Below are 17,530 nucleotides of genomic sequence, written 5' to 3' on the forward strand. Positions count from 1 at the left end.
CTTGCTATCTTGCTATCAATGACGTTTAATTTCTAATCGTCAGCGACCGAAGCCAACGACACATGAGCTACATCGAGCAAAGTCTTGGTGCCAACGAGACGGTCCATTACGCCGCCCGGTTTCCAACTGCCCGCTACGCCGCAGCGTGGCTGGCGCTGGTGTTTGGATTAGTCGCCGGGATTGCTTGCCTGCTGTATGGCGCTCCAGCAATAGCAGCCTTGATTTTGATCTGCGCGGCCACCGGTTTCTGCGCAATCTTATACGAGCCGTGGACGACGGAAATAGCCGTTACCAATCTTCGGCTGATCTACAAACGTGGCCTTTTCCAACGGCGAACCAACGACCTTCAGCTAAGAGCAATTGAAGAAGTACAGCTGCATCAAAATTTCTTGGGACGACTACTCAACTTCGGGAATGTCGAGTTCCACGGAACTGGAGTGGACGATATACGGCTACCGGCGCTCAACGATCCCGTTGCTTTTCAAAGGGCGGTGCAAGAAGCGATTGGCGCTAATCACGACGAAGCCAAGCTTCCGGATCAAGTTTCAGTACCGACTTCCAAGGCGTCATGACCGAAGTGCGCTTAGAAAACTCCGCAAAGTGTATCACAACAGGGTCCGCCTCGAACAAGCGAAACGGGCCCTTTCTAAAGCAGGACAAATATCGCTATTGCGCTGTCCCGCCCGGCACGTTCGGCTTTGCGGCCGGACCGCTCTTGTTGCCCGGCTTGCCCTTGACGCCAGTCGAATCCTGCGACGGCTGTGTCGCCGGGTTTAGGCCCTTGCCGGTCTCTCCGGGTGAGGCGCCGGTGCCTCCCATTTTATTCTGGCCGGACGGCGTTACGGCTGGTCCGCTTTTGTTACCTGGAGCGCCCTTAATGCCAGGGCCTGAGTTTGGCGGCGTGGCAGGCGAATTCTCCACGGCGAGAGCTGGTGCAGCGGACAAAAGCGCTGCGATGGCTGTGCCGATAATGACTTTTTTCATCTGAAGAATCCTTCTTCTGGTTTCTCCTTCCAAAAAAGCATTCCCGGCAGCCGACCGTTCCATAACTTCACGCCCATATCGCACGCGAACACCACCTTGTGAGGTTCGTTGAGGGCAGCGAGAACGTATCATCTGCAGATCATCTTGCGGCGCACCACGTCATGGATCAATACTCGATGGTAGATGGCGACGGCTATAGGCCGCCCTCGGCGCCAGCTTCTTCGTATTTCATGTATTGAAGTTTGCAGCTATCGTCGCCGATCTGCATAAGGACGAGCACGTTTCCATGCGGTTTGTCCCACCACTTTGCCAAATTGATGATCGGCGTCACCGACGTCTTCGGTGACCCGTAGATATTGGAAAGTTTTCCTTGAAGCACTGGACAGTCGGCCGGCGTCACAAGCTGTAAGCTTACGTGGCTAAGTTTGTTGCTAGTGTCGAATAAAAAGTTGATGTCGAAGTCGAAGCCCTGCGATCGATATTTGCCATCCAGCAAGTTGCGAGCCTCGGCCGTGCCATGCATTGCGGGATCTGAAGCAATGTGCGCGGTATTCTTTGACGCGGAGATCACTTGATCTGGCGTCATCCCCCAACGTGTATATTGCCAGTGTGCTGCTACAGGCTGAGAGCAAACAGCTATAGCCGCCGCAAGCGCGAAAAATCGCATTTCCTTCCCCCCAGTTATGGCCGCTACTTGTCTTCGAGCGCACGCTCGACCAATCGCCGGACAGCTTGCGGACGAGTCAATTTCTCAGTCTGCTTTTTGCGCCATCCGTCGATAGCCTTGAGTTCGGCGTCATGAAAGCGAACGCCAACGAGAGTGCCGACCCCGGTGGTTTTCGGTCTTCCCCGCGATTTTTTGATAACAGTAATTGACGATTTCATGAATTAATGATAACAACAATTCGTTTGCATTTGCAAGCGGGCCTCGATGCTGCGCCAACAGTCAACGAGGCCCTCACCCCAAACACTGGAGATCGTCCAATGTCAGAGGCTGCTGATGGCCCTATCACGTCCAATGCACAACAAACACCCTCGCGCCGCAACGCTCTCAAGATTGCGGCCGGGGCGTTAGGTGGTGTCGCCACTGCTTCGTCGCTCAAAGCTGAGACCTCTACGCGCGTAGGCTGTTCCGCGCACGCTCTTCGATGCAAGGCTCTCTGGGATCACTATTGGGCCGAGTGCGGTCGCCTCGATGCTATGACCTCAGAATCGTTTGCTGAGGTCGAAAGAGCTTTAGAGCCGGGATGGAAGGCATACGAAGACGCTCGTGACAGTCTCATGCGGAACGCTTTGGCAAGCTGCGCGGCGGGAAAGGCCACGATCACGAACGCCAAGGATCTCGCGTTGTTGGTTCGCCTCGAACTTTGGGAGAATGGCGACAAGCATTCGGAGGAGAAGGCGAGTAAAGACGACCTCTCTTTGGAGGGTACGCTTCTCATCGTCATCGAGTCACTTGGGGAGGGTTCGCAGAATGTCTAACCGACAAGAAGTGAGCTTCCCGCTGGCTTATTACATCGACTGGCACGTTCTGAAGCGACTGAGCGAGCGCTGGCAGGGCACTAACCCCGCCGACTATAAATATTTTATTGCCCGGTGCGATTATCGTGTTCAACGGCTTCGCCAGGGACAAGCGGTCTTAGCGTTTTATTCCGACGGCAGCGGGCCCATTGTCGGAAGGATTAAGAGCAAGTACCCGCGAAACCCGTTGGCTCAGGTCTGGGTCGAGACGTATTACGCCAAGTCAGGAAGCGGAGAGGCAATCCGTGAACGCATAGCCGCTTTCGATGCCAACCATGTCTTGCCGATCACCGGCTATCAAGGCGTCGCCGACATTGGACCAATCCTAGCCGCGGTTGATGGGAGGAGGGCCTGATCATACCGCGAATTGGGGAGTATTTTCACCAGCGCTACACGACACCTGTGGCGCGTCTCAGAATGGAGGCGGTTGGAAACATCCGGCCGCCTCTACTCTTCACCTCGGAGCCCAACAAGGCATGTTGCGGGCTCTAATTGGCGAACCGCCATCAGCGACTAAACCGCTGAAGCGCCTCTTTCAGGCGCTCGTCGAATTTTCCTGCTATGTCGTTTCTGAAATAGTCGGGCAGATCAAAATGCGCTTTCCAAACCTTCTTCCCCTTGGTGATCGGTAGTCGATAAATATTGAATGTGATCCGCTTCTCCGATCGGATATCCGCGTAAATCACGTAGTTGGCCTCCTGCTTTTCCAGGCTCATCACGTTGGTGTCCAAGTGCTTTTGGAAGCCGAGTGTTTTTGCGCGCGCCTCAGCCCATTCAAGGCTTTCCACTTTTCGAAGTTCGCCGAACCATGAATGATACCCATCGTCGATGAGCTGAGGTGGTTCGACGGGGTGGAGCTTGTAGAGGGTTTCGATTTTTTGCCGCTCCTCCCTCTGTCTTGCGTCTTCTTCCTTCGCTGCTTTCTCCGCAATACGCTCAGCTTCTCCGAACCGGCTTTCCAAAGATTCTCGTGCGAGATCAAAAGCCGCCTCTGTGACACTGCAATGTGAGGCATTGCCATGGCCCGTTAGGTGTTGGATCAACCCCCTGGGAATGGCAAATCCGCCGGGATAGGGGCCCGAGGTCTCGCTGCCGCAAAGAGGGCAGTTAGCTCGGGGACTCCCGCCCCAATCTTCTTTGATCGCGTCGGCAGGCACGAGCGTAACGATCAGTTCAGCCACGCTCTCTCGCCACCTCCAGAACTCCTTCGTTGAAGTACATTCGTGATACGAGCGAAGTGGTTTCGCATACTGCTCAGGCATCAGACTGATAATGACGGTGCGAGCGCGCCATAGTTGTGATTTGAGCTTGCGCACTTCTGCTTCGAGCGGGTGAGGAATGTCGATTGAGAAACTCGGTCGCCTTCCGCGCGTCATGATCGACTCCCTGAACTCGGAATGCTGACCTAAGTCACTCGTCGTTATCTGCGATGGACGCGTGCTTCAAGTCGAGCCAAGGCTCATTGCCGCTAACCCGGTTGTTGAATACGGCGTCAAGCTCGTGGGTCCAATCGCCAGAAAGGTCGATCTCCAGCAATCCTGGGTCATGCGAACAGCACCAGGGTTGAAATACGACCCGACCTTCGCCGGAACCAACATCACCCAACAGTAAGAGATATTGCTCGTATCGTTCGCGCTGCAGCGTCATCATCTCTTCGATCTGTGCATCCTTCGGATCCTCGGCATCGGCATTCGCACCCATGTCGTGGTCGCTGATGCATTCCTCAATGTGAGGAAAGTAACTGGCCTGATCGAAGGGCAGTAACGTCCAAGCCCCCTCGGGAAGCTCGGTTGCCATCCAAGCGGCTGTTAGCTTCGCCTCGTCATGATCGCTGGCGCTCACCTCGATGGCGGCGACTTCAAACCGCAGTCGGCAAACCCGAACATAAAATTTCTCCTTGGAAGACATCATCAGCTCGCAGAACGGTGGACGCAAGTCTGCCTGTCCGTGCCATTATCTTGGGGCATCTTTCCGGCGGGACTGGCGGCGTTTTTTCGGCAATCGCAGTTGATGTGCAACTCAAGTCGCGTGGGTTCAGCTCCGGCTCAGCCCCACGCCCGGCAGACGATGCGGTGAGGTCCGGATCTGCTCCGCCCGCTGGGAGTACCGAGCCGGCATAGACAAGGAGCGGTGTCGGCTCACCGAGGCAATGGCGCGCAAATCTGCACCGCTCTCTGCGGCGGCCACGCAAAAGCCAACGCGCATGCTATGCCCCGAATACCGTGCTGCTTCCGTCTGGGCATCTTCCCGGGACGCGCCGAGATCCTCATAGTGCATCCCAATGCGGACCTTGACGATCTTGGCCACCGATTGCGGGTGCAGCCTGCCGCCGAGCTTCCCGCCCTTGCGCACGTGTCTCAGAAGCGGCTCGCCTTTTTTGATGCCGGCGAGACTGATCCAGGCTTCGACGGCTTGGACCGCTTCGGCGTTCTCAAGGCGAGGCACGGCGACCGTCTGGACCTCGCCAGCGGCCGACGTCTTTGCGATGGCCAAGGAGACTTCCATCGTGCGGGCCGTGATGCGCAGCACGCCATCCCCATCGCCTTGGTTCTCCAGGTCGAGAGCGACGAGTTCGGAGCGGCGAAGGGCGAAAACATATCCGAGGGCAAGAAGGGCGGCGTCCCGTACCCCAATCAAGCTCGCATCGGTGCTGTCCATCAGATCGAGGATGTCACGACCCCGGATGGGTTCGGCCTGCTTGGCGATCCGCGGAGCGGTGTTGGTGATGCCGCGAAGCGTGCGGACGATCGCGGGGGCCTTGCTGTCGAACGTCAAGCCCTGAGCGTCATGACCGGCCTTGATTGCCGCCACCGCGGTTCGAAGGGTCGAAACGGTTTGGCCTTTGGTCGCGCGCGCGCTCAGGTAGTTCGCGACCGCGTTCGGCTCGGCAGGGAAGGGCGGTGTGCTGCTGGCCTCGCACCAAGCCAACCACTGCTTCAGCTGAGCGGCGTAGGCGCGGCGCGTGTTCGGACGGGCCGACTGGGCAATGAACTTCCTCGCGTCCTCAGAAAGAGGGACAACCGCAGTCTCGGAGGGAGCGGAAAGCTCATTGACCATACCGTAGGTTTAGTAATGATAAATTTAATTGTCAACCCTTAAAATCTTTCTTTGTTCTCATTTTATTTGTTGGTTTCGGGCGCTCACGTCTCGCCTGGCCCGGCGGGATCCGGACGCATGCAAAAACTTGAAGTAGACGTCATATGTCGCTAAATACACGACACGTGTCGAGGAGCCTTGATGATGCCTGAGCAAGCGCCTGAACGGGGCACCGATGAGGTCGTCCTCCAGCGAACAGCCAAACTGCTAGGCGGGAAACCGCTGCTAAAGAGAAAACTAGAACATCCCATCGATATTCACGAGATCATAAGGGACGGCCTACCACCCGGATCTCTCACTCATCTGCTGAAAGCGCTTCGCGTTTTGAGGCGAGACGCCGACCTTGAGCAAGTTGTCGGTATGAGTGTGCGGACGATGCAACGTCTCGGCGGCAGATCAAAGCCGCTAAGCCCCGAACAGAGTGGGCGGACGGTGGAGTTCGCCAAAGTTTTAGCAAGAGCAACTGAGATCCTTGGGTCTCAGGACGAGGCCGAGCGGTGGATGAAGCGGCCGGCACTGGGGCTCGATCGCAGATTGCCGATAGAGCTACTAACGACGAATGCCGGGGCGGACCTCGTCGAAGACTATCTCACGCGACTTGAGTACGGCGTCTACACATGACGCCTTTACCGGCTCCGTTGGAGAATGGCGAGTTGGTCGCGTGGCGATTGGATGAGACGCGTCACGCAAGTACCTGGAACAGCGGTGAAGGCGCATTCCGAGTCGGCGGCCGATGGAACCATAAGGGAGTGAGGGCTGTCTATTGCGCCTTCGATCCCGGCACGGCGATTCTCGAGGTTGCTGCGCACAAAACGTTTTACACGCTCGACCGCGTATCGCACGCGTTGACGTGCTTACTGATCCATGATCCGACCGCGGTTCACATCGTTCACCCAAAGGATGTTCCGAATGCCAATTGGCTGATACCGGGGATCCCAAGTCGGGCCCAGAAGGACTTTGGCGATGACCTTCTTAAGGCTCACAAATTTGTAGCGATCCCCAGTGCCGTCACCAAGCATAGTTGGAATCYTATTTTCGATCCCGACGTTGCCGCCGGGGCTTTCAGTTTAAAGCTTCAAGAGCCATTCGCGCTCGATACCCGTTTAAATCCCTAGAATTGAAATACCAGAAAACCCAATTCAAATTTATAGGCGCCGGCGTCAAATACTCGGACGGGCGGTGACCTATCGAACGATGGGTCGCGCTTGATCCCAGCGTGCAGGAGCCGCCGAAAAATACACAAAGAAGCGGCGAGCTGACGTGCACAGAATAATTACTGCCCATCGAATTAGTGATCCTCAAACGGCCCCTTCGGCCTAGAGGCTGGATCATAGATATTGTATGTGTTTGCGGGCAGAGTTGGCGGAGCTCTGTTTTCCTTTCTTGCGAGGGCCTCCACTCACTGGGTATCGTCGCTGTTTGCCGTTGGATCAGTGGACATCGTCACGGGGAACTCCATGAGGGCAGTCGCGGTCGTTTGCGGGGCGGTGGCACTGGTGGCGAGCTCCGCCGCGCGCGCCGCATGTGGCTGCCTTTGCGTTAGTGGCTCGATGCAGCCGGTCTGTCAGTATTCGTACGAAGTGCCACCCTACTGCGCGCCGAGTACGTGTGTTGGCGCATTGCAGACAGCGCCGGCTCAATCGACGCCCCAGCCCCAGCCTATGTTGCAGATCAGTCCGACGACGCAACACGCCGCCTATTGCGCAGGGGTGCTTCGGGCAACTTTGGACCCGTGGGTGCGCTTCGTCGCCATCGACGGCAAAGGGAAGCCACACCCAATCTCCAAGCTCGTCGCTGGCCAGCCAATAAACGTGCAAGGTCCAGATGGAAGGGTTCACCAGTTTCCGCCCGGCACTCAGGTTTCGGAAATCAACGCGAAGATCACCGCGCTCTACGGGAAACCGCCGTTCGCCGCGGCCGACCTCAACGCCCTTTGGCAGCGATCCGAACGCTATAGAGCCTACCTGAAGCGGGATTTGGTCCGTTTCGTTTTTGGATCATCGGATTCCATGGTCGTGGCCGTTGCGGAGGTAAAGTCGATCAACGCTCAAGGTGCCGACGAAGCGTTCAGCAGCACACGCGACTTCAATGACAATCGATACATGGCATGCAAGGACAAATGCAACGGAGTACCCTCATGCCTCGTCGAATGCGTCGGCGTTTACAGTGTGACGGCGTCCAAGGTCCTTGGATGCCAGATACTTCCTGATGGGCTTCCGTACTGATCGGACGATTCCGTTGACGGGGATTCGAAAGTCAGTGAGATGCAAATTGCTTCGCCGCTACTGTGGGCAGAGCGGCGTGTCTATATAGGTTAAATCTACGAGCGATAGAGGGGAATAGCGTTGCAAATTGATTGGGTCTTATGTGGGTGCGTTGCCCTGCTCTCGACGGAGCCTTGTTTGGCGGACCCGATAACGATGAAGTGTAAGGGCGCGATGATGATCGTGAAGCCGCAGCCCGCTCTCACGCAGCCATGGGAAGAATCGATCTCGCTAGACCTAAAAAAACGCACCCTAGAAGCCTCATTATCCGGCCTCATTCGGATTACCCGTGAAACCCCGGCGTCATTAGATCTGGAGGCCGACGTTGATACGGATGAGCTGGGCGGCAAGTTCAAAACGAATGGCAACTTCGACCGATTGACTGGGCAGCTCTACCTCGACCACCGTGCCGTCGGAGAGGCTATAGCTTCGAACTACATATCGATGAATTGCACGCCCATGAAACCCAAGTTCTGATTTCAGTTTGCTGGCGGGACGTCGCAAGGTCGACGCGCCGGCGGTCCTCAATGATCACTATTTCAAGGGAACGCTGTGGCCAATCCAACTGGTGCTTACCAGTACGCAGCGGTTCTGCCGGCCAGTGGGTTGCCGCTCAAGCGAAAATTGTTTCGGCACCACCACCTAAGAGAATCAAAAAACGTAAGACCACAAAGCCCGCCAAGTAGCGCGGACTTTTTTTAATCGTGCGCGCTATGTTTTGTCAGACACTTCTGCTGGAGGGAGATCCCTTCAAAGCCATTCCGCAAGAACGTCAGTCCGGGCGGATTGCACCGTGCCGCCGCCAAAGCACTGCATGACTCGCACTTTGTCGTCTTCGATCGTTTGCCGAACCTTGTGGCGAAGATCATCGAGACAAAAAGCTGGCGAGCATTCGGGCACAAAAACTTCGCCGACTACGCCCTGGATCACACCAGTGACGGGCTGGGTGTCAATACAAACCAGCGTCTTTGGATCCTGCGGTGCTCCATGGACGTCCACGGTGGCCACATGAAGGAGTGGGCCGACGTTCTTGAGAAGGTCGAACAGATGGTCAGGTTGGAGGCAAAAAGGGATGGAGACACAATCCGCTCCTTTAACGGGCAAAGCCTTGAAGAGCTTGCAAAAAATGTGTCCCATGTGGGACACGAACGGATCACTTATTTGCCATCAAGGCACTCTCATCATGACGGCCATCTGGTTCGTCTCCGCAAAAACAAGCCCGACGTTTTTCGAAAAGTCGTGACGGGCGAAATGACGATGGTCGAAGCCCGTCGCGCTGCGGGCATGGCGGTCGCCAAGAACACCAACGTTGGTCGCGCGCAATCGGCGTTTCGGATGATGACGAAGAAAGAGCGCAAGGAGTTTTTGGATTGGCTCCGTACCGAGGGGTTCTTGGAAACGTAAAATAATTCGCGGGAAACCGCCTTCCTGGGCGCGCTTTCACGTGCACTTCTCACTGCCCTTGTCCTCCTTGCGGCTGCCGAGCAGATCAAACGCGTGCTAAGTTCTTCTATTCACTGGGGGGAGCTATGGCGAACACGTCGGTGGCGACATTCATCGCTATCTGGTTACCGGTCGAACTGCTGCTGTTCGGCATCATCGCTCTATTCGTCACCGCACCACCTATTCTCCGACGAAAAAAGTTGGACCCTGCTCGGGCCCAACTAAAGTCGCTTCGTATAGCGTCACCGATCGTCAACACCTTGGTCTTGATGGCAGTCGTCGCAAAGCCTTACCTTGAATACCTCCAAAAAAATAATTGGGACCCAGGCATTCTCCCTTCGGAATTGGAGCTTCCCATCACCGCAGCGTCGATCATCAGTGTCTATGCGCTTTTAGGTGCAATCCTCTTTTTCTACTTCTGCGCCGTTCGGAATATAAACGTACTGAGTGGCGAGCGACTTCGGTCGCCGTATTCAGTGCTGTTTATGATCGTTCCCATCTCAAATCTCGTCGTCATTCCCTATCTTGAATACTTCGCCTACCAGCGCAGTCGCGCTCTGCTCGCACCAAAGCACGCTTCAAAGATCCGCGCAGCGCTCCTTGTCGGTTCGGCGTTTGCATTGATTGCGTGCAGCGTCGCGTTGGGGCTCCCAAGTGAAAACACTTCTGACGCTCCTCGGTACGATCCGTTGGCATTGCTTGTGCTGACCGTTTGTACATCCGGAGCGGGTGGAATACTCACGACGCGAGTGATCAACGGCACGTTCGAAGCACAAGAGGCGCTCGAACGCCAAAGGATCGGAGATTTCAACGCCAGCGCTGTCGGCGTCTCTGGTCGTGGCCGATGGTTCGAATTGGCGAAACTCTATATGGTCGCGCTGCTTGTTGGTGTCGCATTGACGACCGCAATATTTCCAACGCTTCCCTCGCTCATTGCGCCCGAATATTTGCGGGTGTAGCCGTGCGAGATGCGAAGGCAACCTGCTGTCGTTCGCGAGTAGTAGCCCTCGGCGCGCTACGCTCCCGTACGCCTGAGGCAGCCCCCATTACGATAGCTGAGTCCTCGCACGGGCGCCGCAGGACGACCTCCGCGTACTGTTTGAGATAGAATTCGCGAAGCGTGTAGCGAGATTTTGCGACAGCTGGTGGACCAAGTGACGGCTAGGGAGAGGCTGAAGTGGCTAGAGGCACAAGGCGAACAGGCATACGATGCCATGTACGACGCGCGGTTTGGCACAGCAGGACACTACAGTGACGCTAAGGAGTTTTTCGGAGATGCGATTGCGCTCGCGCGTGAACTTGGCCTCGATGAGGATGCCGAGCGCCTAGCAAAGCGGCTCGCGCATATCAAACAAGTATACCGGTCGCAATTCTCCTAATCCTCTCCACGCAGCTATCAAAGTCGGTGGCCGTGGGCTTGCGTCAGCGGGCGATTTTCAGTTCCTTCCGGGCCTTCCATAGGTCGTACTGCGACTGAAGTCCCAGCCAGAACTCGGCCGAGGCTCCGAACGACCGCTCGAGCCGCAGGGCCATCGGTGCCGTTATGGCAGACTTTCCCTCGATCAGGTCATAGAGCGCGCGCCAGCTGATCCCCAGGCGCTCCGCGAGTGCGCTCTTGCTCTCGCCGGTGGCGGCGATGTCGTCCGCCAGGATTTTGCCGGGGTGCGCCAGCGGGAAGTCCGGATGCGGGCCGGTGGGTGTGGGTTTGCGAGCCAAGCCTCGGTCCTTTCAGTGGTACCAGGGATCAGGCCGATCGGACGCCAGCGTCCATCGAGGTAACTTGAAACCGATCACACTACCACCAAACTAAAGGTCTATTTCAAATTCCGGTTCCTGTATCTCAGATAATCCCGGAATCATCTCGGCGAGGTCTTGGTAGGCGCCGCAAACTCGTAGCCGCTCGCTTTTCGAGTTTGGCGAAGGATGCAGTCATGCCACGCGACCACGCCTCGCAAAAATTGGTGTGATGCTTCCAAAGGCGCCAGTAGGTCGATGCGTGCATGTTGCGCGGCTTGGGCGGGAATGCGCCCCGATCATCGTCGCCGGCCCCTAAGCGCCGCCGAAGCGCATCAGCTTTCCGGTGAGCACGCCAATGCGACTCTTCGCTCTGGCTGGCGTAGCGAAGGTCCGCGCATTTGCGGCAGAGCATGACGGCGGGATCTGTCCAGTAGAGAATCCGACAATTCTCTCCGCAGTGCGGGCAGCGGAACCAGCGCCGCGTGCCAAACGGTACCGATGTGTGGCCATAGCAGATCCGGGTTTCCTGCCACATGCCTTTGCGTTTCCAGAGAAACCGGACGCCCCAGGCATAGCCAACGATACCGATATCAATCGCCGGACGATCGTGGTGCTGTTGCCAATGCCAAACACGCGGCTTGCCGGTCAGGCATTGGTAGCGGCGCAGCGTGGCGAGATCGAAACTTCGAACCTCCTCGACGCGCGCATGTCGTGAGCCCAAGCGTACAGAATAGCCACTCCCAAGGCCACCCATCTCAGTGGGCCCGCCGGGGAGCTCTGGCCGTTTTGGCCGAAATCTTTTGAGAAGTCCCTTCGGACACGACGTCGTTCAATTCGCTAAGGAAGGCCTGATCATTGCGCAACTCATGAACGCGCGCCGCGATGGCGGGCCAGCGCAACAAGTCACGCGCGGCGAGTTCAACATCGTAAGTCCCGTCTGGCAGCCGGTAATGCGAAAGGATCAAGTCTTGAGCGGATCTCTTGTCATCACGATCTAGAGCATCGACCTGGATGCCGACGTGACGCATGTAGGCAAACAATTCCTGCTCGCCCTTTTCAGCGAAATCGAGGAATGGCCACAGCACCATCGCTTCAAGATTCTTGCGATCGCCGTTCTTGAGCTTGGACGTGCTCGCTGGTTTCATGTTGATTTTAACTCCTTGGATCTCATGATAAGGATGATGGGTTGCTACTCACAATGGATGCTGAGATGTCGATCCCGCTGCCGACGATGCGTTATGGGAAAGTGACGGCCGATCAGATCGATCGTGAAAAGCTTAGAGCGCTTGTCGCGCGCGAATGTCGGGAATGGGCTGAACTCTACGCGAAAGAGCCTGAGGGGGATGCGCTCGTGCGCGGGCTGATGCGCGGTGCCGAAGCCATCGTTCTTGAGCACTTGGGCTTGATGCCCCCAGCCGAGCGCGCGCGATTTGAGGTGGGCTTCGATCGCAGGGGCTTCTTTCAAGGGCGCCAGTGCATGGCCTACGTCGATTTGTACGAAGCCGACATTTTCAAGAAAGCCGTCCCCGTCGGCCGCCGGACTCTAGGGCGCCCCGCCGTCTGACCCTCCAGGCGGCTTGTTGCGCAGGTTGCGAAGTTGGCGTTCGCGGAAGTTCAGAGAATTCCGAAGTTGATTGGCTTCGCGCTGGGCAGCAGCTGCGTCGGACGCTGCGTTTTTATATCCGCGCATGATGCTCGGAACGTCGGGTAAATTGGCGGCAGGACCCTGTGGCATGTTTTGTCGATTGTAGGCCTGCTGCAAAATGCGCGCGACCTCGCTATTGGTGTCCCGGCCCCATGGGCCCGGCTCACTGAGCCTGCCGCCCATCTGGTCGAAGTAGTAGTTTGCGAGGTCAAGCTGATCCTCTTTTGTGGGGAAGCCTCGTCGGCCGGCGATGCTTTGGACAAACGGATTGGCGTTCAACGCATCGATGATCTGGTTGCGTTCGCGAATCGGCGTGATGCCGTCAATTGAGGGAACGCTCGTGCCGGGGGCGGCGGCGTTGACGCGGTCCAGCGCTTCCTGTCGAGCGGCGATCCGGCGCGCAAGACTGTCGCGCATGAACCCAAGAATGTTCCGTTCTTCCGTCGGCGACAAGTCGGCGACATCCGGGAAGGGTTCGCGGTCGATGCCAAAGCTTTTCCCTTTGGCCGCGAGATCGTCAACTTCCGAGCGCAACGCAGCGAGATCTTGTCCAGAGCCAGAGGTGTACTTTCGCGCAAGCGTCAACGCGTCGTCAACGGCCGGCCCGGATCTCGGCAACACAGGACCGATGTCAGCTGATGATCGCGAAAGAGCGCCAAACGCGGCACGCGGCGCTTGCAGCAACGCGCCGAGGCCATACTCGACCGGGCCCGCCGCTGCTGCTGTGGGCGGAAAGGCCAGTGCCGCCCCGCTTAAATTTTCGAGACCAGTTAGGGCAGCCTCGGGCCAGCGGTGGAAAGCTGGCACGAGATCAATGTCTCCGTATTTTAAAAGCGCATCGGACTCGGGGCGCGGCACACCGCGCCGGATCGCGTCGGCGGATGTTGGGGCGTTGAGATGCTCGAAAGCGTCGAGATACGCGTCCGGCGTCGGTGCGTCACCGGAAGCACCGCCGTCGGCCAACTTTCTGCGCGTCCGTTTGGGCCGAGAAGCTCCGCCACCCCCAATGCGCTGGGCGACCGTAAGCGCAATAGCAATGAGCTCGTGGGCAACTCGAGGGTCCATCGGAATGGGGCGGATGGACATGGTCATCAAGCCTTTGTTTTCCGCAGAGAGACTTTCCCGCCATGCCTGCGGCCCTCATCAGGCTGAAGATTTGAGCGCAGTCTGTTCAACATATCTAGCTCTGCTCCGCTCGCGCTGTTCAGCCTATCTGATATTCCGCTGGCCAGCGCATCGCGCAACTCAACCGGCCTTGCGCTCGAATCCGGCCTTGCGCTCGAAATTGGCAACGGACCCCCATCAGCGCGGTGAAGTTTCCGGCCTGGGCGGTCCAGCCTAGTGCGTGCGGCGTTACCCTCAACAGGGACGTTCCACACCTTGGGCTTTGCCTTTTTGACTGCCTTAGCCTCATCGGCAGCGCCGACGGCAACGTGTACGTGAACGTGGTGCTTGCTCGCCTTGGGGGCTGAGGTCTTTGAATTTCTCTTCGACATGGGGATTGTCCTTTTCAAGAAAAACGAAGATTGATCGCAGTGGCGTCTTGTCGTGTGTAAAGCCGCATACGGTTGACGCGAAGCAGACAGATGAACGGTTTTCCTCGATCTCCTTGCAATGGTTCACGCCTTTCTGTCGCGACGCGCACTGACCTTTCCACCATGCCTGCGGCCTGCATCGGCGACATCAGACGTGCTGACCTGTGACGGTGCGCCAAAAACTCGAGACCGCAGATCAGTGCCGCGCGAGCGGTCGATGAGGTCTTCAACCGCGTGTGCGTGGGCGTCCCGAGACTGTGCCTGAGCGTCAAAATTGTTGGCACGATTTTGAAGGTAAAGACTGTTCGCGCCAAAGCCTCCTGCGAGGGGGAGATCTCCAGAAATCGCGTTACCGAGTGCCGCGAGTCCATGAGCAACCGCCGCGCGCCGATCGATCGTTGCATCGCTTCTGTCTTGATCGGAAATCTCGTTCTGCCGTCGACGGTAGGCCGTATTCGGTAACGGCCCGCCATCAGCCTTGTGGCGACGAGAGGGACGGTCCAGCCGTGCGCGTGCTGGACGGCCATCGATTTCTGCATTCCAGGGCTTCGGGGCTGCCTTCGGTTTCGCGGCCCTTGGCGTGGCTTCTGTTTCGTTGTCCTGACACGCTTGAGCGGTCGTCTTCACCCGCATTTTGGCGCGTGACGCTTTGGTGCCGTGTTTTGACATGGCTAGGCATCCTCTTGGTTTTGTGCGAGCGCAGAGGTTTAAAGATTGTTGGGGCGACGAGATCGAAGCGCGGCGCGGCAGAACCGGTGGTGGTCAAACGCCTTTTGGAACGCGCAATTTCAGTTTGCTGCGCTTCGTCGGCTTTAGGGATTGAGATATCGAACCAGGCCGTCTTCGACGTCTGTCGGAATAGTGAGTCCGAGATGCCCGCCGCCCTGGAAATGTGGGCGCAAGAACAAGTCCCCGTTCATTTCGCGCCCCATGCTCATACTCGCGACTGGCATTGCCCCTTCGCTCGCGACCCCGATCGCAGCGGGTTCACCAAATGCGGAGCGCCCCTTGAGCAGAGACCCGATGACAATATTGAGAATAGATTCGTCGAACTCGAGGACTACAACGACGCCGTTTGGCTGAATGAAGCCGACGAGCATTTTTTCGCCCTCTCGCTTAGCCCCGAGTGTTGCCCGGATAGGCAACCGCAAATGTCCCGACGTCAAAGGTGCAGCGGCTGGTGCCGTTTCCTTCATCATTGTTCATACTCCGTGCAGGACCCGAGAAGCTTCTGCGGTTCGACGGGAGCAGCAATGGTTATGGCTTCACTCATATGGCGATTGAGATGACCAATCGCTCCGACGAGGTGCGCGTCGTTGGCGGCGTGGGATTCTTTGCGGAACGCATCGACGCTGGCCGTGGTTTGCACCTGTCGGCGCAGCATGTCCTTCTGATACAAATCCATCAGGCTATCGACGCAATCGTAGTGATCCACTGCGGCTTTTCCGGTCTGCGGATCGAACTCGAGGGTGATGTGTTTCCACAACCGGCACCCGTGCTCCGTGACGCACTGAAAGCACGTCTTTTCAAACCCCGTGCGGTGGCACTTGGTGGTTTTATCCGGGAGCATGGAAAGATTTCTTTCTTGGGTCAGCCCGAAGGGACACCGATCAGGCTCTTGGCGACGTCTTCCAACCATCCCGACGTCGGAGGCGCCAAAGTATGGCACCCAATGTACGTGGAGCGCCAAAGATGCACGCCGATCGTCGCCGATGTGATCCTTGAGTGGACGAAGTTCCTGTCGTGGATCCGGCGAACATCGGCCACGCAACCTTCCAGTGGATAGAAGGCAGAGCGAGGATACGCCGCGAACTCTAAACCGTGCTTGCGCACAAAGTGGGTGAGTGCATCGGGGCCATATTTCGGCGCGGGCCGCTGCTCACCGTAAAGGGGGGCTAACGTGCCTTTGATCTTGCGCGTGACCCGCCGTGTCCATGGCATCCAGGGATAGGCGTAGCGAATGAGCGGTCGCCGTCGACAGAAGGCCAGATAGTCGTGAAGTAAGGGATCCGTCTGAGGCATTCCTAAAACCGAGTTCCCCATGCGGGTGTCATTCTGCCAGCCGAAAATGTAGGGCGTGGGAGGCAATGGCTTGAGAAATATCACATCAAGGTCCGTCCAGACTCCGTGGCCTTGGGCGAGCCCTTCCAAGCGGAAATGATCCGAAAACGCCGCTGCGCTGCCACGGATGAGGTCTGGATCTTCGACCATAACGTCCCGCGCATTCAGAACGCGGCACTCAAGTGACTGCGAAAGATCTTTGCAATTACCATAGGTAAAAACTGTAACATCATGTCCAACGCTCTGTATGGACGCCACGCACAGGCGCTCCATCCACGTCGGCAGACCCATCCAGAGCGAGAAAAGCGGTGTAGGCGTCATAGATCAAGGCATGGCACGCCGCCGCCCCCGAAGCAAGCTGGGCCGGGCGCACCTATCCTAGTTTTTCGTTGCGAGAATCACAGCTGCCGTTCTGACTTGCAGATTGATGCCGTGGCTATGGGGTCCACTCCCGCCGACTGATGAGCTAGTGACTGCGGTCGGACCATAGTTATTGACCGTCAGCGCTGTCCATTTCGCGACTCCGGGTTGATCATTGCCCGATCCGCCGCAAACGGGGGCACTGATCGTATGCGTGTGGGATGGGATATCGGCAATCTGCAACGTGTACGCATCGGTGGCCGTGCGTCCGAACACCGTCGAATACGCCAGCGAACCGGACGTCACCCCTCCGCCCGAAGCCGAGATCTTCAACGCATAGTCATCAAGTGCCGAATAAATCGTCCATCCTGCGGGGGCCGCGTTTTGATAGAAGAGCATGACGGAGCCCGTGGGAATGGGCTCGAGATTGGTCAGCGAAACGCTCGAGAAGATCCGCGGGCCATTGGTCGTATCAACGATGAAGATCCCACGCCTTGATTGCGGAAGGACGACGCTGCCAGCTGACGTCGTCAGTGTGATTGTGAAATTTCCGGTCGTGAGATTTTCAAATGCATAAATCCCGGAGAAGAGGACTCCGACGTCTGGGCCGACCACGATATTCGCCGTGAGCGTGCCCGTGAATCGGAATAGGAGATTTTGCGCATTGGCCGTGCTGAGCGTGACGTTGCTCGCGCTTAGGGAAAACGTCGCAACGCCTGCGAGCATGTTGTCGAGCGGCAAAATCACGCCCTCGTTGAGTGCGGTCGGAGCACCAGTTCCCCAGGTTCCTGGGTTCTGTCCCTGGCTTTGAGCTGAAAATCCCTTCAAGGGGGTAAATGCCATTTTGATTTGCCTTTGATCAGAGCCTAAGTCGCAAGCGGGGC

The 17,530-nt window shown here is 57.3% G+C and carries 24 protein-coding genes; 11 read left to right on the forward strand and 13 right to left on the reverse strand.

The genetic code is table 11. The features are described 5' to 3' along the window. The first annotated feature begins 62 nt into the window (after positions 1–62). Complete coding sequence (locus tag AB4Z24_RS21865) at positions 63–572, forward strand: PH domain-containing protein (RefSeq protein ID WP_441711663.1); 510 nt, start codon at positions 63–65, stop codon at positions 570–572. Between the two features lie 94 nt (positions 573–666). On the opposite strand, the gene AB4Z24_RS21870 is transcribed toward AB4Z24_RS21865, so the two are convergent. Beyond that, positions 667–984, reverse strand: a complete 318-nt coding sequence (locus AB4Z24_RS21870) for a hypothetical protein (RefSeq protein WP_441711665.1) — start codon at positions 982–984, stop codon at positions 667–669. A gap of 193 nt (positions 985–1,177) precedes the next feature. Beyond that, positions 1,178–1,651: a hypothetical protein gene (locus AB4Z24_RS21875; RefSeq protein ID WP_441711667.1), complete on the reverse strand. Its 474-nt coding sequence runs from the start codon at positions 1,649–1,651 to the stop codon at positions 1,178–1,180. A 614-nt stretch (positions 1,652–2,265) separates the two neighbouring features. Here AB4Z24_RS21875 and AB4Z24_RS21880 point away from each other — a divergent pair. Both AB4Z24_RS21880 and AB4Z24_RS21885 read left to right on the forward strand, forming a co-directional pair. Further along, positions 2,266–2,466: a hypothetical protein gene (locus AB4Z24_RS21880; RefSeq protein WP_441711669.1), complete on the forward strand. Its 201-nt coding sequence runs from the start codon at positions 2,266–2,268 to the stop codon at positions 2,464–2,466. Next, complete coding sequence (locus AB4Z24_RS21885) at positions 2,459–2,860, forward strand: hypothetical protein (RefSeq protein WP_441711671.1); 402 nt, start codon at positions 2,459–2,461, stop codon at positions 2,858–2,860. Before AB4Z24_RS21880 ends, AB4Z24_RS21885 begins: the two co-directional genes overlap by 8 nt. Before the next feature lie 151 nt (positions 2,861–3,011). Here the strand turns inward: AB4Z24_RS21885 and AB4Z24_RS21890 are convergent, their stop codons facing one another. From AB4Z24_RS21890 to AB4Z24_RS21900, 3 genes are all read right to left on the reverse strand, one after another. Continuing rightward, positions 3,012–3,881: a hypothetical protein gene (locus AB4Z24_RS21890; protein WP_441711673.1), complete on the reverse strand. Its 870-nt coding sequence runs from the start codon at positions 3,879–3,881 to the stop codon at positions 3,012–3,014. A 34-nt stretch (positions 3,882–3,915) separates the two neighbouring features. Further along, on the reverse strand, positions 3,916–4,413 hold the full coding sequence (locus AB4Z24_RS21895) for a hypothetical protein (RefSeq protein WP_441711675.1): 498 nt from the start codon (positions 4,411–4,413) through the stop codon (positions 3,916–3,918). Between the two features lie 126 nt (positions 4,414–4,539). Continuing rightward, positions 4,540–5,562 (reverse strand): tyrosine-type recombinase/integrase, encoded by a 1,023-nt coding sequence (locus AB4Z24_RS21900; RefSeq protein WP_441711677.1) that lies wholly within the window; start codon positions 5,560–5,562, stop codon positions 4,540–4,542. A gap of 180 nt (positions 5,563–5,742) precedes the next feature. On the opposite strand from AB4Z24_RS21900, the gene parS reads away from it, so the two are divergent. The 6 genes from parS to AB4Z24_RS21930 all read left to right on the forward strand — a co-directional run bounded on the left by parS (position 5,743) and on the right by AB4Z24_RS21930 (position 10,267). Further along, positions 5,743–6,222 (forward strand): type II RES/Xre toxin-antitoxin system antitoxin, encoded by a 480-nt coding sequence (gene parS, locus AB4Z24_RS21905; protein WP_441711679.1) that lies wholly within the window; start codon positions 5,743–5,745, stop codon positions 6,220–6,222. Then, a complete protein-coding gene (locus tag AB4Z24_RS21910; protein ID WP_441711681.1) occupies positions 6,219–6,716 on the forward strand; it encodes an RES family NAD+ phosphorylase in 498 nt (165 codons plus the stop codon). Before parS ends, AB4Z24_RS21910 begins: the two co-directional genes overlap by 4 nt. 342 nt (positions 6,717–7,058) lie before the next feature. Then, entirely contained in the window at positions 7,059–7,826 is a 768-nt protein-coding gene (locus tag AB4Z24_RS21915) for a hypothetical protein (RefSeq protein ID WP_441711683.1), read from the forward strand. A 213-nt stretch (positions 7,827–8,039) separates the two neighbouring features. Next, on the forward strand, positions 8,040–8,342 hold the full coding sequence (locus tag AB4Z24_RS21920; RefSeq protein WP_441711685.1) for a hypothetical protein: 303 nt from the start codon (positions 8,040–8,042) through the stop codon (positions 8,340–8,342). 309 nt (positions 8,343–8,651) lie between these two features. Beyond that, positions 8,652–9,269: a hypothetical protein gene (locus tag AB4Z24_RS21925; RefSeq protein WP_441711687.1), complete on the forward strand. Its 618-nt coding sequence runs from the start codon at positions 8,652–8,654 to the stop codon at positions 9,267–9,269. Positions 9,270–9,394: 125 nt separating this feature from the next. After that, positions 9,395–10,267 (forward strand): hypothetical protein, encoded by an 873-nt coding sequence (locus AB4Z24_RS21930; RefSeq protein ID WP_441711689.1) that lies wholly within the window; start codon positions 9,395–9,397, stop codon positions 10,265–10,267. Positions 10,268–10,730: 463 nt separating this feature from the next. Here the strand turns inward: AB4Z24_RS21930 and AB4Z24_RS21935 are convergent, their stop codons facing one another. Then, positions 10,731–11,024 carry a HigA family addiction module antitoxin gene (locus AB4Z24_RS21935; protein WP_441711691.1) on the reverse strand — a complete coding sequence of 98 codons (294 nt, stop codon included), beginning with the start codon at positions 11,022–11,024 and terminating at the stop codon, positions 10,731–10,733. Between the two features lie 376 nt (positions 11,025–11,400). Between AB4Z24_RS21935 and AB4Z24_RS21940 the strand changes: the two genes are divergently transcribed. Further along, positions 11,401–11,760 carry a hypothetical protein gene (locus AB4Z24_RS21940; RefSeq protein WP_441711692.1) on the forward strand — a complete coding sequence of 120 codons (360 nt, stop codon included), beginning with the start codon at positions 11,401–11,403 and terminating at the stop codon, positions 11,758–11,760. A gap of 40 nt (positions 11,761–11,800) precedes the next feature. On the opposite strand, the gene AB4Z24_RS21945 is transcribed toward AB4Z24_RS21940, so the two are convergent. After that, positions 11,801–12,190, reverse strand: a complete 390-nt coding sequence (locus AB4Z24_RS21945) for a hypothetical protein (RefSeq protein ID WP_441711694.1) — start codon at positions 12,188–12,190, stop codon at positions 11,801–11,803. 65 nt (positions 12,191–12,255) lie between these two features. On the opposite strand from AB4Z24_RS21945, the gene AB4Z24_RS21950 reads away from it, so the two are divergent. Next, positions 12,256–12,609, forward strand: a complete 354-nt coding sequence (locus tag AB4Z24_RS21950; protein WP_441711696.1) for a hypothetical protein — start codon at positions 12,256–12,258, stop codon at positions 12,607–12,609. Here the strand turns inward: AB4Z24_RS21950 and AB4Z24_RS21955 are convergent. From AB4Z24_RS21955 to AB4Z24_RS21980, 6 genes are all read right to left on the reverse strand, one after another. Continuing rightward, the gene (locus AB4Z24_RS21955) at positions 12,589–13,782 is read right to left on the reverse strand and encodes a hypothetical protein (protein ID WP_441711698.1); all 1,194 of its coding nucleotides are present in this window, start codon (positions 13,780–13,782) and stop codon (positions 12,589–12,591) included. The genes AB4Z24_RS21950 and AB4Z24_RS21955 overlap by 21 nt on opposite strands. A gap of 527 nt (positions 13,783–14,309) precedes the next feature. Then, positions 14,310–14,894 (reverse strand): hypothetical protein, encoded by a 585-nt coding sequence (locus tag AB4Z24_RS21960; protein ID WP_441711700.1) that lies wholly within the window; start codon positions 14,892–14,894, stop codon positions 14,310–14,312. A gap of 143 nt (positions 14,895–15,037) precedes the next feature. Further along, complete coding sequence (locus tag AB4Z24_RS21965) at positions 15,038–15,424, reverse strand: hypothetical protein (protein ID WP_441711702.1); 387 nt, start codon at positions 15,422–15,424, stop codon at positions 15,038–15,040. Beyond that, positions 15,421–15,711, reverse strand: coding sequence for a hypothetical protein (locus AB4Z24_RS21970; protein ID WP_441711704.1), 291 nt, complete (start codon positions 15,709–15,711; stop codon positions 15,421–15,423). Before AB4Z24_RS21970 ends, AB4Z24_RS21965 begins: the two co-directional genes overlap by 4 nt. Positions 15,712–15,815: 104 nt before the next feature. Continuing rightward, on the reverse strand, positions 15,816–16,436 hold the full coding sequence (locus AB4Z24_RS21975) for a hypothetical protein (RefSeq protein ID WP_441711706.1): 621 nt from the start codon (positions 16,434–16,436) through the stop codon (positions 15,816–15,818). A 228-nt stretch (positions 16,437–16,664) separates the two neighbouring features. Then, positions 16,665–17,489 (reverse strand): hypothetical protein, encoded by an 825-nt coding sequence (locus AB4Z24_RS21980; protein WP_441711708.1) that lies wholly within the window; start codon positions 17,487–17,489, stop codon positions 16,665–16,667. Positions 17,490–17,530: the final 41 nt, after the last annotated feature.

Origin of the sequence: Hyphomicrobium sp. 2TAF46 (assembly GCF_052114865.1) — a bacterium.
Lineage (GTDB): Bacteria > Pseudomonadota > Alphaproteobacteria > Rhizobiales > Hyphomicrobiaceae > Hyphomicrobium_B.

Bases quoted from the DNA above. Each gene is read 5' to 3' on its own strand.
- AB4Z24_RS21865 (WP_441711663.1), top strand. From the start codon at position 63: ATGAGCTACATCGAGCAAAGTCTTGGTGCCAACGAGACGGTCCATTAC.
- AB4Z24_RS21870 (WP_441711665.1), bottom strand. From the start codon at position 984: ATGAAAAAAGTCATTATCGGCACAGCCATCGCAGCGCTTTTGTCCGCT.
- AB4Z24_RS21875 (WP_441711667.1), bottom strand. From the start codon at position 1,651: ATGCGATTTTTCGCGCTTGCGGCGGCTATAGCTGTTTGCTCTCAGCCT.
- AB4Z24_RS21880 (WP_441711669.1), top strand. From the start codon at position 2,266: ATGCGGAACGCTTTGGCAAGCTGCGCGGCGGGAAAGGCCACGATCACG.
- AB4Z24_RS21885 (WP_441711671.1), top strand. From the start codon at position 2,459: ATGTCTAACCGACAAGAAGTGAGCTTCCCGCTGGCTTATTACATCGAC.
- AB4Z24_RS21890 (WP_441711673.1), bottom strand. From the start codon at position 3,881: ATGACGCGCGGAAGGCGACCGAGTTTCTCAATCGACATTCCTCACCCG.
- AB4Z24_RS21895 (WP_441711675.1), bottom strand. From the start codon at position 4,413: ATGTCTTCCAAGGAGAAATTTTATGTTCGGGTTTGCCGACTGCGGTTT.
- AB4Z24_RS21900 (WP_441711677.1), bottom strand. From the start codon at position 5,562: ATGGTCAATGAGCTTTCCGCTCCCTCCGAGACTGCGGTTGTCCCTCTT.
- parS (WP_441711679.1), top strand. From the start codon at position 5,743: ATGATGCCTGAGCAAGCGCCTGAACGGGGCACCGATGAGGTCGTCCTC.
- AB4Z24_RS21915 (WP_441711683.1), top strand. From the start codon at position 7,059: ATGAGGGCAGTCGCGGTCGTTTGCGGGGCGGTGGCACTGGTGGCGAGC.
- AB4Z24_RS21920 (WP_441711685.1), top strand. From the start codon at position 8,040: ATGATGATCGTGAAGCCGCAGCCCGCTCTCACGCAGCCATGGGAAGAA.
- AB4Z24_RS21930 (WP_441711689.1), top strand. From the start codon at position 9,395: ATGGCGAACACGTCGGTGGCGACATTCATCGCTATCTGGTTACCGGTC.
- AB4Z24_RS21940 (WP_441711692.1), top strand. From the start codon at position 11,401: ATGCGACTCTTCGCTCTGGCTGGCGTAGCGAAGGTCCGCGCATTTGCG.
- AB4Z24_RS21945 (WP_441711694.1), bottom strand. From the start codon at position 12,190: ATGAAACCAGCGAGCACGTCCAAGCTCAAGAACGGCGATCGCAAGAAT.
- AB4Z24_RS21950 (WP_441711696.1), top strand. From the start codon at position 12,256: ATGTCGATCCCGCTGCCGACGATGCGTTATGGGAAAGTGACGGCCGAT.
- AB4Z24_RS21955 (WP_441711698.1), bottom strand. From the start codon at position 13,782: ATGACCATGTCCATCCGCCCCATTCCGATGGACCCTCGAGTTGCCCAC.
- AB4Z24_RS21960 (WP_441711700.1), bottom strand. From the start codon at position 14,894: ATGTCAAAACACGGCACCAAAGCGTCACGCGCCAAAATGCGGGTGAAG.
- AB4Z24_RS21965 (WP_441711702.1), bottom strand. From the start codon at position 15,424: ATGATGAAGGAAACGGCACCAGCCGCTGCACCTTTGACGTCGGGACAT.
- AB4Z24_RS21975 (WP_441711706.1), bottom strand. From the start codon at position 16,436: ATGGTCGAAGATCCAGACCTCATCCGTGGCAGCGCAGCGGCGTTTTCG.
- AB4Z24_RS21980 (WP_441711708.1), bottom strand. From the start codon at position 17,489: ATGGCATTTACCCCCTTGAAGGGATTTTCAGCTCAAAGCCAGGGACAG.